Origin of the sequence: Flavobacterium sp. N1994 (assembly GCF_025947145.1) — a bacterium.
Taxonomy (GTDB): domain Bacteria; phylum Bacteroidota; class Bacteroidia; order Flavobacteriales; family Flavobacteriaceae; genus Flavobacterium.
The window spans coordinates 465,510-481,243 of the sequence record NZ_CP109999.1; the positions used below are offsets into that span (position 1 = coordinate 465,510).

Here is a 15,734-nt window from a genome sequence, read left to right on the forward strand (position 1 = left end):
AATGGTTAAACAAAAAACCATCCAAAACGAGATTTCACTAACTGGTGTTGGACTGCATACTGGAAAAGAAGTAAAAATGACGTTTAAACCAGCTCCAGTTAACAATGGTTATACTTTTGTCAGAGTAGATTTAGAAGGTTGTCCAGTTATTGAAGCAGATGCCAATTATGTGGTGAATACACAACGAGGGACAAATCTTGAAAAATTAGGTGTCAAAATCCAAACTTCAGAACATGTATTAGCAGCCTTTGTGGGTTGTGATGTGGATAACGTAATTATTGAATTAAACGAATCTGAGCCACCTATTATGGATGGTTCTTCTAAGTTTTTTGTAGAAGCAATAGAAAAAGCAGGTGTAATAGAACAAGAGGCTGAGCGTAATTACTATGTTGTTAAAGAAGTAATTTCTTTTACAGATGAAGCTACAGGAAGTGAAATTCTACTTATGCCATCAGATGAATATCAAGTAACGGCTATGGTTGATTTTGGGACTAAAGTATTAGGAACACAAAACGCCACAATGAAAAACATTTCAGAATTTAAAACTGAAATTGCCGATGCTCGTACCTTTAGCTTCCTTCATGAGTTAGAAACACTTTTAGATAATGGTCTAATAAAAGGGGGCGACTTGAACAATGCCATCGTTTATGTAGATAAAGAAATTTCGCCAAAAACGATTGAAAACCTTAAAGTTGCTTTTGGTAAGGACTCTATTTCGGTCAAGCCAAATGGTATTCTAGACAACTTAACTTTACATTATCCAAACGAAGCAGCTCGTCATAAACTACTAGATGTAGTTGGTGATCTAGCTTTGATTGGTACAAGAATCAAAGGAAAAGTTATTGCTAATAAACCAGGACATTTTGTAAACACACAGTTTGCTAAGAAGCTTTCTAAAATCATCAAAATAGAACAACGCAATCAAGTTCCAGTTTACGATTTGAATTTAGAACCCTTAATGGATATTCATAAAATCATGAGCATCCTACCGCATCGTCCACCATTCTTATTCATTGACCGAATTATTGAAATGTCAGACAGTCATGTCGTTGGGATGAAAAATGTTACTATGAACGAAGGTTTCTTCGTAGGGCATTTTCCTGAAGCTCCGGTTATGCCAGGGGTTATAATCGTTGAAGCTATGGCACAAACGGGAGGTATTCTAGTTTTAAGTACGGTTCCAGATCCAGAAAATTACTTGACATTTTTTATGAAAATAGATAATGTGAAGTTCAAACACAAAGTACTTCCAGGAGATACTTTAATATTTAAATGCGAATTGATTACCGCAATAAGAAGAGGAATTTGTCATATGCAAGCTAAAGCTTACGCTAACGGGAAGTTAGTGGCTGAAGCAGAATTAATGGCTCAAATCGCTAAAAAACAATAAACTATGAACCAACCTTTAGCCTACGTACATCCAGGTGCAAAAATTGCCAAAAATGTTGTAATAGAACCTTTCACCACCATCCATAACAATGTAGTTATTGGAGATGGTACTTGGATTGGTTCCAATGTTACCATCATGGAAGGCGCACGAATTGGTAAAAATTGCAATATATTTCCAGGAGCTGTAATAGCAGCTGTGCCTCAAGATTTAAAATTTGGAGGAGAAGAATCACTTGCGGTAATTGGAGACAATGTTACTATAAGAGAATGTGTTACCATCAACAGAGGTACTATAGCTTCTGGTCAAACTAAGATCGGAAACAACTGCTTAATCATGGCAACGGCTCACATAGCGCACGATTGTCATATTGGGGATAATGCTATCATCGTGAATGGTGTGGCTTTAGCAGGACACGTAATTGTAGGTAACTTTGCTATAATCGGAGGTTTAGCTGCGATTCATCAATTTATTCACATTGGAGATCATGCTATGATTTCTGGTGGTTCATTGGTTCGTAAAGATGTCCCTCCTTATACTAAAGCTGCAAAAGAACCTCTTTCTTATGTAGGTATAAATTCTGTTGGCCTTCGTCGAAGAGGATTTACTTCTGAAAAAATTAGAGAGATTCAAGATATCTACAGAATTCTGTATCAAAAAAATTATAATACTTCTCAAGCAGTGGGAATTATTGAAGCCGAAATGTCTGCTTCGCCTGAGCGTGATGAAATTTTAGATTTTATCAGAAACTCTTCAAGAGGTATTATGAAAGGGTACTCAGGTTCTTATTAATGAAAAACAAATAAACAAATTACCAATAATAAATAAATAATATAATGGCATCTACATCAGATATTAGAAACGGATTATGCATTAAGTTCAATCACGATATTTATAAAATCATCGAATTCCTTCACGTTAAACCAGGAAAAGGTCCTGCTTTCGTTAGAACTAAATTAAGAAGCTTAACTAACGGTAAGGTATTGGATAACACTTTTTCAGCTGGACATAAAATTGACGAAGTTCGTGTAGAAACGCAAAATTTCCAGTTTTTATATGCCGAAGGAGATCAGTTTCATTTTATGAATACCGAGTCTTATGAGCAAATCACTTTAGATAAAAAAGTCCTTGATGCTCCAGACTTGTTAAAAGAAGGAACTGTTGTAATGGTTCAAATCAATACCGAAACGGATTTACCGCTTTCTGTAGATATGCCAGCTTCTATTGTTTTAGAAGTTACTTATGCTGAACCAGGTGTTAAAGGAAACACTGCTACTAATGCTACTAAACCAGCTAAAGTAGAAACAGGTGCTTCAGTAAATGTACCTTTATTCATCAATGAAGGGGACAAAATCAAAATTGATACCGCTACGGGTTCATACATGGAAAGAGTAAAAGAATAATTTTGAAATTTCCTAAAGCACATATTTTAAAAGAGATTGCTGAAATCATCGGTTGCCATTATGTGGGTGCTGATGATTTTCCTGTTGAAGGCATGAACGAAATTCATGTCGTTACACCAGGTGATATAGTCTTTGTGGATCATCCTAAATATTATGACAAAGCCTTGCAATCGGCAGCCACTATTGTTTTAATAAACAAAGAAGTGGAATGTCCAAAAGGGAAAGCTTTATTGATTTCTGATGACCCTTTTAGAGATTTCAATACGCTTACCAAACACTTCCGACCTTTTACAGCAGCGAACTTGAGTATATCACTTTCTGCAACTATCGGAGAAGGAACTAGTATTCAACCAAATTGTTTTATCGGACACAATGTAACTATCGGGAAAACTGTTTGTTGCATGCTGGTGTGATTGTGTATGATAATACCGTGATTGGAGATAATGTCATTATTCACTCAGGAACAATACTTGGTGCTGATGCTTTTTATTATAAAAAACGTCCAGAAGGGTTTGACCAATTGCTTTCTTGTGGAAGAGTGGTTATTGAAGACAATGTAGGAATAGGTGCGTTGTGTACTATTGATAAAGGAGTTACAGGCGATACTACCATTGGGGCCGGAACTAAATTAGACAATCAAGTGCATATTGGTCACGATACTATTGTGGGTAAAAAATGTTTATTTGCCGGGCAAGTGGGTATTGCAGGTTGTGTAGTTATTGAAGATGAAGTTACCATGTGGGGACAATCAGGTACTACTAGCGGAATTACCATAGGTGCCAAAGCAGTGATTATGGGACAAACCGGAGTTAGTAAATCAGTAGAAGGAGGTAAGACCTATTACGGAACTCCAATCGATGAAGCCCGTGAGAAAATGAAGCAGTTTGCCTACCTTAAAAAGATACCTGAAATTTTAACCAAATTGAAACAAAATGAGCGCTAAAGAAATCGTTCAAGCCTTTTACAAATCCGATGTTTTATTAGAAACCGATAGTGTTTCTAAACTTTTACACAAAGATGTAATTTTAGAATGGCATAGTACCAAAGGTTTTCTGAAACTGAAACATCAGGAAATACTGGATTTAACTACTGAGCTAGGTAAAGCGTATGTTCGTTCTAAAGCCAGAATCACACATATCATTGAAGAAGGAAATACCGTTGCTGTACGGTATTCTCACTATGTAAAAACCATTGAGAACCCTAGAGAAGAAATGCTTTTGGCCAACTTTATGGTGATATGGGAATTAAAAAACAACAAATTATACAGAGGCTATCAAATGAGTCAACTATAGTAATTTTGCAAAAAAACTAATGACTAATTAGGGTTTACTAATTACTATTTTCTACTTTTGCTACACAAAAAAATAAACACCAATAAACAAATCAAACATGAGCGTTTTAGTTAATAAAAATTCAAAAATAATAGTTCAAGGATTTACAGGAAGCGAAGGAACTTTCCATGCTTCTCAAATGATTGAGTATGGTACTAATGTCGTTGGTGGGGTAACTCCAGGAAAAGGTGGTTCTACACACTTAGACAGACCGGTATTCAACACGGTTAAAGATGCAGTTGAACAAGCTGGAGCCGATACTACTATTATTTTTGTTCCACCAGCTTTTGCGGCTGATGCTATTATGGAAGCAGCTGATGCAGGGATCAAAGTAATTATCGCAATTACTGAAGGTATTCCTGTGGCGGATATGATTAAAGCGTATGAGTATATCAAAGAAAGAGATTGTCGATTAATTGGTCCAAACTGTCCAGGAGTAATCACTCCAGAAGAAGCAAAAGTGGGAATTATGCCAGGTTTTGTATTCAAAAAAGGAACTGTAGGGATTGTTTCTAAATCAGGAACATTAACATACGAAGCAGCGGATCAAGTAGTAAAACAAGGTATGGGAATCACAACAGCTATCGGTATTGGTGGTGACCCAATTATTGGAACTACTACAAAAGAGGCAGTGGAGTTATTGATGAATGACCCTGAAACCAAATGTATCGTAATGATTGGTGAAATTGGTGGCCAATTAGAAGCAGATGCTGCTAAATGGATTAAAGCCGATGGAAACCGTAAACCAGTAGTTGGATTTATTGCTGGTGAAACAGCACCAAAAGGAAGAACCATGGGGCACGCAGGTGCTATCGTGGGAGGTGCCGATGATACTGCTGAAGCTAAGAAAAGAATCATGAGAGAAAACGGTATTCACGTAGTAGACTCTCCTGCTGAAATTGGTAAAAAAGTGAAAGAAGTAATGGGATAATATTTCTTAAAGAGATTATGTAATATGGAAAGCTTCGGGAAACCGAGGCTTTTTTATTTAATTTAAGTAGGCACAAATGATTCTTAGGTCGGCGCAAACAATTCCTAGATCGGCGCAAATCATTCCCAGTTCGGCGCAAATCATTTCCAGTTCAGCGCAAACAATTCCAAGGTCGGCACAAATGATTCAAAGGTCAGCGCAAATGATTTCCAGTTCGGCGCAAATGATTTTCAGTTCGGCGCAAATGATTTCAAGTACGGCGCAAATCATTCAAGTTAGCTTGTTATGGTGCTTTTTATTTATCAGAAACACATCGAAAACCTATATGCTCCATTCCAGTATCTGGAGTTTCTTTCATACGGCGTGCATTTCTATATCCAGAACAATAGCCATCATTACATAAAAATGAGCCACCACGAATGGTATGTTTTTGTGCTGAAGTATCATCGGGATCATATCCTTTAGTAGGACCTTTTGGGTTTTTAATCCCTCTGGAAACAGTTGTATAATAACTAGCATCATACCAATCTTCGCACCATTCCCAAACATTGCCGGCCATATCATAAAGACCATAGCCATTAGGGGCAAATGATTCAACAGGAGCTAATTTCAAGAAAGTATCTTCGTTAGTATTCTTAATTGGGAAATTGCCTTGCCAACTATTGGCTTTAGGCTTACCTTGATTAATAGGTTCATTTCCCCATGTATAGATTTTATTTTTGAGTTTACCTCGAGCAGCATATTCCCATTCGGCTTCAGTAGGTAAACGTTTGTTTGCCCATTTACAATAAGCTTGAGTATCATCCCAAGAGATTTGCACTACAGGATAATTCTCTTTACCTATGATTGTTGATTGTGGACCTTCGGGGTGTTTCCAATCGGCTCCAGGCACCATCTTCCACCAATAGTCATTATCATTGTCTGGAATTTGAAAAACCAAGGCAGCTGGTTGTAATTTACTCTCTGGTGGTTTAGCAGTATTGAGCGGCAGTTGTTTTTTTAGTTCTTCCCAATCTATATTTTTCTCAGCTGTAGTAACATAATGAGTAGCGTTAATAAATTCTGTAAATTGAGCATTTGTCACCTCCGTGCAGTCCATCCAAAAGCCATCTAAAGTTACTTTGTGTTTAGGAAATTCATCTGGAAAAGCTTGCTTATTATCGCCACCCATTTCAAATTCACCCCCAGGAATAAAGACCATGTTTTGGTGAGAGGAGGAAGTTTTATGTTTTGTAGAATTGTATACGTCAGTTTTGGTTGACTTGTTGAGTAAACCCATTAGAGATAAAACAGTAATAATTACTAGGGAGTAATGCTTCATATTCTTAATTATTCTTTAATAATTTTGAAGACTTTGTTTTGGGTAATAAGTTTTACTAAATACGCTCCCGATGCTAAAGCAGAGAAGTCTTGATTAGATAAATCTTTACCCTCTTTGATTTTTTCTCCTTTAATGCTATACAATTCATAAGTGTCTTCGTTGGAAATAGTATTTATAATTATGTTATTTTTAAATGGATTTTGAATTACAAATATTTCGTTTGTATTCAAAAAGGAATCAGTACTTAAAGCCGTACAAGTAATTCCGCTTCCTACTAAAGTAGCCATTTCATTGCATAAATAATTATAATTGGCAATATCTGTTGCTGTCATACTAGTTACTAATAAATTATTAGTTTCGCTAGCATCGAGTGTCAGATTGAAGAACTTTTCTGTACCATTTGCCAATTTTAATAATTTATAATCAGCGTTACGAATAGCTTTTCCATCAGAAGCTAATGGAGTATTTCTGAATACTTCAGAGAATGCCCATGGTCTGGTAGTTGTAGCTGTATTAGTTATAATAGGCATCAAGCTATGGCTATCAACTGTAGTAGTTGGAATTTGGTTTTGCCAATTGGTATCTCCAAACATTTCTAAAACGGTAGCAAAAATATCAGCCGTATTTACCATGGCATCGCTAGTTCTATTTGGGTTAACTACATCAGGTCCAGAAACTATAAAAGGGACGGTTATTCCTCCTTGGTAAACACTCCCTTTCGCTGGATTGGATTGCGCTACATAAGAGTCATCACCATTATCACCAATAAAAATAAAATCGGTGTTATCCCATTTCCCTATACTGATTAAATAATCAAAAAAACGACCTATTTCGTTATCCATAGCTTCTACCATTGCTTGAAAATAAGGAGTGGGATTAGCTGTTATGTCTGCTTGAACTCCAGTTAATCCTGTATTCGTAATTAAACTAGCTGGAGGTAATTGATAAGGTGTATGTGGGGCATTAAAAGCAAGCCATATAAAAAATGGTTTTGTCGATGGTTGGTTATTAAGGTAAGCAATAGCATTATTTACATTTTCGGTAGTAGCATAGTTGGTACATGTAGAACTTACTCCGTTGGTAATTTTGGTCCAATTGTAGTATCCATTTGCTTGTTGACCGGGTTGCCCTAAAGCTCCAGTAAGACTGCCTTCAAAATGATCAAACCCCATGGTATTTGGATAACTATATCCAACGGGTGCAAAAGAGGTTAGGTGCCATTTACCAAATAAGGCTTTGGAAATACCATTAGGGTTATAAATGTTTAATACTTTAGGGATTATGTTTTCTGATAAACTTAATTTGGTGTTACTTCCATCAACGACATCTCCAACTCCAGTTCTAAAACTATAGCGTCCAGTTAACATTCCGGCACGAGTAGGGGAGCATAATGGATTGGCCCATGCGTTATTAAAAAGAATACCTTTATTAAGTAATCTTCTAACATTAGTAAGATGTACTGTATTGGTGGCATGATCTGGATAGATATCACAAAATTCTTTTCCTAAATCATCAGCAATTATTACAACTACATTACGTTGTGCATTTATTTGAAGTGAAAGCAATAGTAAAAAAATAATTTTTATGCATTGATTTTTCATATAGGTGAAATTAATAAAAAAAGGTTTACTACTATGAATAAACCTTTTTGTTGCTAACTAAAATTCTTAAAAACTACTTATTAATTATGACTTTAACTGTTTTAACATTCTTTCCATCAGTCACTTTTACAAAATAAATACCATTATAAACGGTATCAGTTTCGATAATAGACAATGTACTTCCTTGCAAAATTTTAGATGATTTTACTATCTGACCTAGCTCGTTTACCAGATAAACGTCCATATCATTTTCAGCCATTGGAGTTTGTATAGCAATAAAGTCTGATGCAGGATTTGGTGCAATTACCACTTTAAAATCAGAATTTTGAACAGCATTAGTTGCTAAAGTTGTGGTTCCGCTAGGGACACTTGTTACAGTTGAAACCGTTATATTTCCATAAAACGTTGGTCCCACTACATAAGGATAGGTTGATTTATGATTAGCATCAACGGTGGCAAAATAGCAGTAAATACCAGCAGGATATTCAGGAGTTACACAAAAACGACCATTGTGTGCATCTAAATAGGTTGGGTCACTAGGATGTGCCACATATTCGTAGTCTTCTCTAAAATAACCATTAAAAAAAGTTTGAGTTCCAACAACTGCATTAATAGCTGGACCATTTGTTCTGGTTGTATTGGTTCGAAGTTGGTAACTAGATTTCATACGATCTATAGCTCCAGTTCCATCAGTATTGGTATATCCGTATGCACCATAAATAGGAAAACCATCATAGGCAAAACCCAATAAAGGCGAATGTTGTGACGGATTAATCACATACAAACCATCTGATGGATATAAATCGCATACATTAGAGGATACTACTAAATCTAAATTGAATGCGCTTGGATTTTGGTGATGATGATAATTCCCCATAGCCGGATGCGCTTTAGCACAATCAAAACCAGCACGTTCTGCTGGAATTGCATCTCTATTCCAAGCTTGTGTAGCCGTTGGTCCCCGGGACAAGGAGAATTTCCAGGACCACCACATAAAGCACTTGTAGCATTGTTCCAAGCTACTCCATCTCTGTAATCAAATAATGCTACTCCGTTTTTAAAAACGCCTATATTTCCTCCTGTTGTAGCAACTGTTCCCGTGCCTTGTACTGGAGCTAATGGAATTCTAAATATTTTATTTTGGGCTGTGGCTAAGGAAGGATTACCATCTTGAAAAGGGCCTGTAATATAGGCTGGAATTCCAGTTGCCGAAATATAAGCATAGGTTGTATTGTATTGTACTAATTGAACATTTGCCTGAACTGCATCTGTAATAGGAGTTGAGTTTCCTGCAACATAATGACGACCAGTAATTCCAGTGGTGTTAATCAACCAAGAAATTATAGCTGGATTAGTTTGTGCGGATAAAATTCCGTTTAACATTAATAAACTTAAGAGTACTACTTTTTTCATAACTAATTATTTTAATAATTGGGGTTTCATTTTTTGTTGCTCACCTCTGTAAAATATTCTACAACCAAAAGATTCTGTTTTGGCGTTAGTAACTGATTTGTTCTGTAAAAGCTCGTTAACAGCTTCTGCTAAATAAGGTTTTGCATTACCAGCATCACCTGCATTATCATCGATTGCTCCCTCGTATTTGATATCGTAATTGCCAGATTTGTTTTTCCAAATGACAAAAGCTTGGGGAGTATGTGTAGCATTAAATTGTTTGGCCACTACTTGTAATTTATCCTGTAAATAAGGAAAATTGAGTTTGTCAGCCTTTGCTTTTTTCTGCATCAAAGCAAAAGATTCTTCTTTATAAGCTAAAGTATCCATAGCATCAATAGCTAATAAATAAACTCCCTTTGTTTTGTATTGTGCATTTAATTTGTTCAATCGATCTGAATAGAATTTGGCCATCGGGCATTTATTACAAGTAAATATAACCATAAACCCTTTGGCATTCCTGTAACTTGACAGTGAGATGCTTTTATTATCTACATTTTTCAAGCTAAAGTTTTTGATGGATTTTGAATTTAAAGTATCACCAATAGTAGCAAAACTCAAGTAGAGTACTGCAAGCAAAATGGCAATTAATAAATATTCAATTCGATTCATAATTTACTTTTTAATGAATTTTTTAGTAGTAACCGATTTCGTTTGTTTGTCCATCATTTGTACAATATAAATTCCAGAAGCCAATGACGAAATATCAATTCCGTTTTGCCATTGTGGCTGTGGTAACATCATAGCAGTCCTTCCTTCAATAGTAGTGATAGTCAAATAATAGATTTCAGTAGAAGCATCACTAAGATTAATATACAACTTGTATTGAGCTGGATTTGGGTACAAATTAAAATCGGTGTTTAAGGTATTCTGATTAGTCGCTAATGTGCTAGTAACAATGAATTGTCCCATCATTCCTCCATCTTCATGTCCAGCAAAATGACAGTGGTACATATAAGGATGCGTAACATCGGCATCAGCAAAATCATCAAACTTAGCAACAAAAGTTACCGATTCATTTCTTGGTAAATAGAAAGTATCTTTCCAACCATTTTCATGAGTTCCGACACTAGTAGCTAAACCATTTCGAGCTACAATTTTAAACTCGATGTCATGAATATGAAAGGAGTGACCGAAGATATTATTATTGGTAACGGTCCATTTTTCAATATCATTAAGGTTAACTGTTTTATCGATATAATCATAAACAAATGGGTGATTGTCCAAAGAAAATGGAGTAGGTCCTTGACCTCCTGTTACTGTTAAGGCTCTAGTAACCGTTGCATTAGCAGCAGTCCAGTAAGTATTGTTAATTAATGTTGAAGGTACAGCAGTAATTGGAGTTGTTGCAGTCGTTGTAGCGGCTACATTAATATGCAAAACAGTGAAATCAATATTGTTCAACAAACTTCCGAATTGTCCGCTTGTATTAGGTTCACCACCAGGAAAACCTAAAGTTTGTCCAGAATTATAGGCTTTTAAATCTACTGAAGAACCCACTGTATCGTTTCCTAAATTCACCATAATTTCAACACGCTCTCCCACCATAAGTTTAACTCGACTTACAGCCACTGGGGCATTTAGTAAACCACCATCATTGGCAATGATATAGAAAGTTCTGTTATCACTGAAACCCAAATTATAACCACGTTCAATTTCACCATTTAAGATTCGCATACGAACATATTGTTTTGGTATACTGATTTGTCCGTTTGGAGTCCCATTGGTTAACATATAATCGCCATACACTCGGGTTGAAGTAGGAGGTGAGTCAAATTGATTAGCGGTGGTATAACTTCTGCTAGTTAGTGCTAAAACGATATCATCCACTCCGTAAGTTCTGGGTAACGCTAATGCGGCTTCTGCGGGATCTTTTACGATGATAAAACCTCCAACTCCTTTTGTGATTTGTTCTTGTGTGGTTTCATGTAAGTGAGGATGGTACCAAAGGGTTGAAGCTTGATTCATTACTGTCCAATAAGGTTGCCAAAGTGTACCAGCGGGAATAATTTGATGAGGACCACCATCCATTACTGCTGGAAGATGCATTCCATGCCAATGTAATGTAGTGGATTCATTTAAATTATTGGTTACATTCATATGAACTTCATCTCCTTTATTGATGATTAAAGTTGGTCCCCAAAAACTTTCATTATTAATAGATCCTGTTACCGTCAAATTACCAGTACGTAGTTGTTTGGTTGATTCATGAATGTTTAAATTAAAAGTAGTTCCATATAAAGCCTCAGGCATTGCAATGGTATTGTATTGGGCATGAAGTAGCGATATACTACATATGGCAAATAAAGTAATGAAAGATTTTTTCATATTTTTTGGGTTGGTTATTCTTTGTTAGACGTACTTACTTTTATATTCTTGCGTAGGGAATTAAAATTTATTCTTTTGGGAAACCGAATCGTTTGTCAAAAAGAAATTCTTTATCGGTTAAGGTTTGTAAAAACGCTACTAAATCTACTCTATCATTATCAGAAAGCATCATAGGTTCTGCTAATTCTTTGGGTAAACTTTTATCATGTCCTAAGGAATTGTAATGTTTAATCACTTCAGTTAAGGTTTTAAATCGTCCATCGTGCATGTAGGGAAATGTGAATTGGATGTTTCGCAATGTAGGTGTTCTAAAGCGCAAATAATCTTCGGGTTTGTTCGTGATTTTTATTCGTCCTAAATCATTTAAAGTTTCATCAATTACTAAACCATTTTTCTCAAACCTATCATCACTGAAAAGAGGTTCTTTATGACAGGAAGCACAATGGGTTTTGAATAAAGCATAACCCTGTTGTTCTTGTGAATTGAATTGTTCTTCTTTTCGGATCACTTTATCATACTTTGAATTAGACGATTTTAGCATCACCATGAATTGCGCTAATGCTTTAAGTATACGTTGGCTAGTAACTTTATCATCTCCAAAAGCTTTGGTAAACAAGATTCGGTATTTTTCACTTTTTTGCAATTTGTTTACAACGTGATCTAAACTTTCGTCCATTTCTAGAGGATTCGTTATTGGATTGATAGGCTGCACTTCTAAATTATTGACGCCTCCATCCCACATAAAGTCTTTATTCCAGGCTAAATTGATAAGTGCCATCGAATTTCGAGTACCAATTTTACCTTCTATCCCATGACTTAATTGATGGTCGACGTGCGTAAATCCGGTTTGTTGTAAATGACAACTTTGACACGAAATAGTACTATCTCTAGAAATAATAGGATCGTAAAATAAATGTCGGCCCAACTGAAATCCCTCTTCAGTTAATGGATTTCGATTAAAATCATATCTAGGTTTTGGCCAACCTTTTGGAACTTCTAAATATAAAGGTGTGGTGAATTGATTGGAAAATGCCAAGCAAAGTAGGAGTGTTATTCCTAATAATGAATAGTATTTCCAATGGATTCTCATTCTATATAAAACATGTTAGTAGCGTAATTAGCCATCTGCATGGCTTGCTTACCGGGAATCATCACGCTATTGATTTCAGATAATTTTATGGTAGAAAAGAATTTCTCTAAATCTATGATAACATCAAGTTGCTCTACTTTTTTATTGTAAACCAATTCGATCTTTCGCATAGCATTATAAGGTTTCAAATAACCCCCAAGATGAAACTGAAAAGCATTCTTTCGTGTTTTACAGCTTGAGCTTTTTCCTTCAATTTTCATATTGATATAACCGCTTTGCCAAGCCCAATACATGCCTTTAGATGGATCTAATTCGCCACTCAAGGCTCCAGATGTATTCGTTAGACTGTCTATACCAATGGTAAAAATTACTTTGCTTATGGTTTTATCACTGTTAGTAGTTATTGGAAAAATCAATGAACTAGGATTTTCAAAATCAATCAAATGATAACTATCTTTTTGTTTGTAAATTGATTGATCAGTGTAATGAATTTCGATATTGGAGATGTAACATTTGAAGGTTTCAAGTGTTATAGTATCATTATTAGTTGTGATATATTGTTGGTTTAAAGCTAAAGGGAATTGTTTGTATTTTACTTTGAAATTGAGATTCAATGAATCTGTTTTGCTTTGAGAATTACTCTTAAAACAAAATAATAAAAGTAAAATAGAAAGAACTCCTTTTTTAATCATGTCTTGGTTCGTGTGGCTTTGGTGCAAAAATTCTTGACAATTCTTCTGTCAAATCGTTGAAATCTTCCAATTGTTCTTTATGACATATTTTTTTAATGTCTTCGAAATGTTTGAAATGGGTTTGTTCAATTTGATTTTGATAGGAGTTTAAAACTGCAATTAAACTGTCTTTTGTTTTCACATTGACTTCAGAATTTGATAACTGAGAATACAATTCATTTTTAGTTTGTCGAATATTGCTATCTAGTCTTTCAATTTCACTATGATGCCACTGAATAATTTTATCATATTCTTTTTGTTGATTGGCATCAAAATGTAATTTGTTGATTATGATTTCTTTTGGTTTATGACCTTCACGAGGAGGCCCGTCAAAAGGAGGTTTATGACCTCTTGGTCCATTTAAAAATAGAAAACCTAAAGTTGCCAAATTAAGCAACAATAATCCGATGATACTGATCGTTAAAAGTTTAGTTTTTTCCATAGTTATTAATATAACTGATTGCTTTGATTTAATGTTGATTCGAGATAGGAAGTGGAGGTTTGTGTTTTGTCTTTGGTTTTAGTTTTCAAAACGGTAATATTAATCATAACTAAAACGAGTATAGAGGCGGCTACTAGCCAAACTGTTTTTGGAGAAACTCTATTTTGCAGGTTTATCCTCTGTTGGATTTTTGAAAATAAATCATCACTTGGAGAAACTTGAGTCATTCCGTTAGTGCTGTTTAGTATTTTTTCTATCCAATTATTTGTTTCCATAGTTGCTTAGACGAATGTTAATTTTATTTCTTGCGATAATTTTTAAATTTTTCAGCTAATTTTTCTTGAAGAGCACCTTTTGCCCTGAAAATCAATGATTCAACAGATGAAATACTGAGTTGCATAATCTCGGCAATTTCTGGATTACTTAATCCATCTAGCTTAGATAGGAGGAAAGCGGTTTTCTGATTTTCGGTTAACGAATTAATTACTTCAAATAATATAGCGGCATCTTCTTTGTTTTCCATTAAAATCCCAGGATGTTCAAAAGTAGCGGTGTTTAAATACTCCTGTTCGTTTTGACTTTTCTTCCCAAAAATAAAAAAGCGCTTTTGACTGTTTTTCTTTTTGATAAAATCCAAACATTGATTGATAGTAATTCGGTAAATCCAAGTTTTATAGGAAGATTTTTGATTGAAGTTTTCTAAGGAGTAATAGACTTTTACAAAAACATCTTGTGTAACTTCTTCAGCATCTTCAAGATTTTGCAAATAATTCAACGCCACATTGAACACCAGTATACGATACTCATGGTATAATTTTTCAAAATGGGTTTGGTTAATCATCTTTTGGTTTAGTCAGTGTTTTTCAACATACAATGATACTAAAGGTTTAAATATAAATGATTTTTTACTAAGTATAAATTATTCTATATTTGGGCTATCAAATTAAACGCTATTATAACATGAAATTATTAGAAGGAAAAGTAGCCATTATAACTGGCGCAAGTAGAGGAATAGGAAGCGGAATTGCGAAAGTGTTTGCTCAACATGGAGCTAATGTAGCATTTACCTATAGTTCCTCTGCCGAATCAGCTTTAGCTTTAGAAAATGAATTGACGGCTATGGGAATCAAAGCCAAAGGATATAAATCAAATGCAGCTGATTTTAATGAAGCACAAAAATTAGTTGATGATGTTTTGGCTGAGTTTGGAAATGTTGATGTGTTAATCAACAACGCTGGAATCACTAAAGACAATCTTCTAATGCGTATGAGTGAAGAGGATTTTGATAAAGTAATTGAAATCAATTTGAAATCTGTTTTCAATATGACAAAAGCCGTTCAGAAAATTATGTTGAAAAACCGTAAAGGTTCTATCGTCAATATGAGTTCGGTTGTTGGCGTTAAAGGAAATGCTGGTCAAGCCAATTATGCTGCTTCAAAAGCTGGAATGATTGGTTTTACCAAATCAGTAGCTTTAGAATTAGGATCAAGAAATATTCGTTGTAATGCCATTGCACCCGGATTTATTGAAACTGAAATGACGGCCAAATTAAACGAAGATGTGGTTCAAGGTTGGAGAGATTCTATTCCGTTAAAACGTGGCGGAACTCCAGAAGATGTGGCAAATGCCTGTCTTTTCTTTGCTTCCGATATGAGTGCCTATGTTTCTGGGCAAGTCTTGAATGTTTGCGGTGGAATGTTAACCTAATATTTTAAAA

The 15,734-nt window shown here is 35.1% G+C and carries 17 protein-coding genes and 1 pseudogene; 7 read left to right on the forward strand and 11 right to left on the reverse strand.

The annotated features are described in order from the left end of the window. Position 1 precedes the first annotated feature (1 nt). The 6 genes and pseudogenes from OLM53_RS02190 (at position 2) to sucD (ending at position 5,052) form a co-directional block, all read left to right on the forward strand. Positions 2 to 1,390 carry a bifunctional UDP-3-O-[3-hydroxymyristoyl] N-acetylglucosamine deacetylase/3-hydroxyacyl-ACP dehydratase gene (locus tag OLM53_RS02190; protein WP_264521428.1) on the forward strand — a complete coding sequence of 463 codons (1,389 nt, stop codon included), beginning with the start codon at positions 2 to 4 and terminating at the stop codon, positions 1,388 to 1,390. Positions 1,391 to 1,393: 3 nt separating this feature from the next. Further along, a complete protein-coding gene (gene lpxA / locus OLM53_RS02195; protein WP_264521429.1) occupies positions 1,394 to 2,179 on the forward strand; it encodes an acyl-ACP--UDP-N-acetylglucosamine O-acyltransferase in 786 nt (261 codons plus the stop codon). 44 nt (positions 2,180 to 2,223) lie between these two features. Continuing rightward, a complete protein-coding gene (gene efp / locus OLM53_RS02200; protein WP_187660420.1) occupies positions 2,224 to 2,790 on the forward strand; it encodes an elongation factor P in 567 nt (188 codons plus the stop codon). 2 nt (positions 2,791 to 2,792) lie between these two features. Beyond that, positions 2,793 to 3,733 (forward strand): annotated as a pseudogene (locus tag OLM53_RS02205) (UDP-3-O-(3-hydroxymyristoyl)glucosamine N-acyltransferase). Then, positions 3,723 to 4,082: a nuclear transport factor 2 family protein gene (locus tag OLM53_RS02210; protein WP_264521430.1), complete on the forward strand. Its 360-nt coding sequence runs from the start codon at positions 3,723 to 3,725 to the stop codon at positions 4,080 to 4,082. Before OLM53_RS02205 ends, OLM53_RS02210 begins: the two are co-directional and overlap by 11 nt. A gap of 97 nt (positions 4,083 to 4,179) precedes the next feature. After that, entirely contained in the window at positions 4,180 to 5,052 is an 873-nt protein-coding gene (sucD, locus tag OLM53_RS02215) for a succinate--CoA ligase subunit alpha (RefSeq protein WP_264521431.1), read from the forward strand. Between the two features lie 295 nt (positions 5,053 to 5,347). Here the strand turns inward: sucD and OLM53_RS02220 are convergent, their stop codons facing one another. The 11 genes from OLM53_RS02220 to OLM53_RS02270 form a co-directional block, all read right to left on the reverse strand. Next, the gene (locus OLM53_RS02220) at positions 5,348 to 6,373 is read right to left on the reverse strand and encodes a formylglycine-generating enzyme family protein (RefSeq protein WP_264521432.1); all 1,026 of its coding nucleotides are present in this window, start codon (positions 6,371 to 6,373) and stop codon (positions 5,348 to 5,350) included. Positions 6,374 to 6,381: 8 nt separating this feature from the next. Next, complete coding sequence (locus tag OLM53_RS02225) at positions 6,382 to 7,974, reverse strand: sulfatase-like hydrolase/transferase (RefSeq protein ID WP_264521433.1); 1,593 nt, start codon at positions 7,972 to 7,974, stop codon at positions 6,382 to 6,384. Between the two features lie 73 nt (positions 7,975 to 8,047). Beyond that, the gene (locus OLM53_RS02230) at positions 8,048 to 8,899 is read right to left on the reverse strand and encodes a YHYH protein (RefSeq protein ID WP_264522407.1); all 852 of its coding nucleotides are present in this window, start codon (positions 8,897 to 8,899) and stop codon (positions 8,048 to 8,050) included. Then, positions 8,806 to 9,387 carry a hypothetical protein gene (locus OLM53_RS02235; RefSeq protein WP_264521434.1) on the reverse strand — a complete coding sequence of 194 codons (582 nt, stop codon included), beginning with the start codon at positions 9,385 to 9,387 and terminating at the stop codon, positions 8,806 to 8,808. The genes OLM53_RS02230 and OLM53_RS02235 overlap by 94 nt, the downstream gene beginning before the upstream one ends. A 6-nt stretch (positions 9,388 to 9,393) precedes the next feature. Next, entirely contained in the window at positions 9,394 to 10,038 is a 645-nt protein-coding gene (locus OLM53_RS02240; protein WP_264521435.1) for a thioredoxin family protein, read from the reverse strand. A 3-nt stretch (positions 10,039 to 10,041) separates the two neighbouring features. Further along, positions 10,042 to 11,754 carry a multicopper oxidase domain-containing protein gene (locus OLM53_RS02245; protein ID WP_264521436.1) on the reverse strand — a complete coding sequence of 571 codons (1,713 nt, stop codon included), beginning with the start codon at positions 11,752 to 11,754 and terminating at the stop codon, positions 10,042 to 10,044. Between the two features lie 67 nt (positions 11,755 to 11,821). Next, a complete protein-coding gene (locus tag OLM53_RS02250) occupies positions 11,822 to 12,844 on the reverse strand; it encodes a cytochrome-c peroxidase (RefSeq protein WP_264521437.1) in 1,023 nt (340 codons plus the stop codon). Then, positions 12,841 to 13,458, reverse strand: a complete 618-nt coding sequence (locus tag OLM53_RS02255; RefSeq protein WP_264521438.1) for an MbnP family protein — start codon at positions 13,456 to 13,458, stop codon at positions 12,841 to 12,843. The genes OLM53_RS02250 and OLM53_RS02255 overlap by 4 nt, the downstream gene beginning before the upstream one ends. A gap of 70 nt (positions 13,459 to 13,528) precedes the next feature. Then, entirely contained in the window at positions 13,529 to 14,017 is a 489-nt protein-coding gene (locus OLM53_RS02260; protein ID WP_264521439.1) for a hypothetical protein, read from the reverse strand. Between the two features lie 5 nt (positions 14,018 to 14,022). Continuing rightward, positions 14,023 to 14,292, reverse strand: a complete 270-nt coding sequence (locus OLM53_RS02265) for a hypothetical protein (protein ID WP_264521440.1) — start codon at positions 14,290 to 14,292, stop codon at positions 14,023 to 14,025. Positions 14,293 to 14,315: 23 nt separating this feature from the next. Further along, positions 14,316 to 14,858 carry an RNA polymerase sigma factor gene (locus OLM53_RS02270; RefSeq protein WP_264521441.1) on the reverse strand — a complete coding sequence of 181 codons (543 nt, stop codon included), beginning with the start codon at positions 14,856 to 14,858 and terminating at the stop codon, positions 14,316 to 14,318. Positions 14,859 to 14,977: 119 nt separating this feature from the next. On the opposite strand from OLM53_RS02270, the gene fabG reads away from it, so the two are divergent. Then, the gene (fabG, locus tag OLM53_RS02275; protein WP_264521442.1) at positions 14,978 to 15,724 is read left to right on the forward strand and encodes a 3-oxoacyl-[acyl-carrier-protein] reductase; all 747 of its coding nucleotides are present in this window, start codon (positions 14,978 to 14,980) and stop codon (positions 15,722 to 15,724) included. Positions 15,725 to 15,734 lie beyond the last annotated feature (10 nt).

Excerpts from the sequence above, each read along its gene's own strand:
- OLM53_RS02190 (WP_264521428.1), top strand. The coding sequence starts at position 2 with ATGGTTAAACAAAAAACCATCCAAAACGAGATTTCACTAACTGGTGTT.
- lpxA (WP_264521429.1), top strand. The coding sequence starts at position 1,394 with ATGAACCAACCTTTAGCCTACGTACATCCAGGTGCAAAAATTGCCAAA.
- efp (WP_187660420.1), top strand. The coding sequence starts at position 2,224 with ATGGCATCTACATCAGATATTAGAAACGGATTATGCATTAAGTTCAAT.
- OLM53_RS02210 (WP_264521430.1), top strand. The coding sequence starts at position 3,723 with ATGAGCGCTAAAGAAATCGTTCAAGCCTTTTACAAATCCGATGTTTTA.
- sucD (WP_264521431.1), top strand. The coding sequence starts at position 4,180 with ATGAGCGTTTTAGTTAATAAAAATTCAAAAATAATAGTTCAAGGATTT.
- OLM53_RS02220 (WP_264521432.1), bottom strand. The coding sequence starts at position 6,373 with ATGAAGCATTACTCCCTAGTAATTATTACTGTTTTATCTCTAATGGGT.
- OLM53_RS02225 (WP_264521433.1), bottom strand. The coding sequence starts at position 7,974 with ATGAAAAATCAATGCATAAAAATTATTTTTTTACTATTGCTTTCACTT.
- OLM53_RS02235 (WP_264521434.1), bottom strand. The coding sequence starts at position 9,387 with ATGAAAAAAGTAGTACTCTTAAGTTTATTAATGTTAAACGGAATTTTA.
- OLM53_RS02240 (WP_264521435.1), bottom strand. The coding sequence starts at position 10,038 with ATGAATCGAATTGAATATTTATTAATTGCCATTTTGCTTGCAGTACTC.
- OLM53_RS02245 (WP_264521436.1), bottom strand. The coding sequence starts at position 11,754 with ATGAAAAAATCTTTCATTACTTTATTTGCCATATGTAGTATATCGCTA.
- OLM53_RS02250 (WP_264521437.1), bottom strand. The coding sequence starts at position 12,844 with ATGAGAATCCATTGGAAATACTATTCATTATTAGGAATAACACTCCTA.
- OLM53_RS02260 (WP_264521439.1), bottom strand. The coding sequence starts at position 14,017 with ATGGAAAAAACTAAACTTTTAACGATCAGTATCATCGGATTATTGTTG.
- OLM53_RS02265 (WP_264521440.1), bottom strand. The coding sequence starts at position 14,292 with ATGGAAACAAATAATTGGATAGAAAAAATACTAAACAGCACTAACGGA.
- OLM53_RS02270 (WP_264521441.1), bottom strand. The coding sequence starts at position 14,858 with ATGATTAACCAAACCCATTTTGAAAAATTATACCATGAGTATCGTATA.
- fabG (WP_264521442.1), top strand. The coding sequence starts at position 14,978 with ATGAAATTATTAGAAGGAAAAGTAGCCATTATAACTGGCGCAAGTAGA.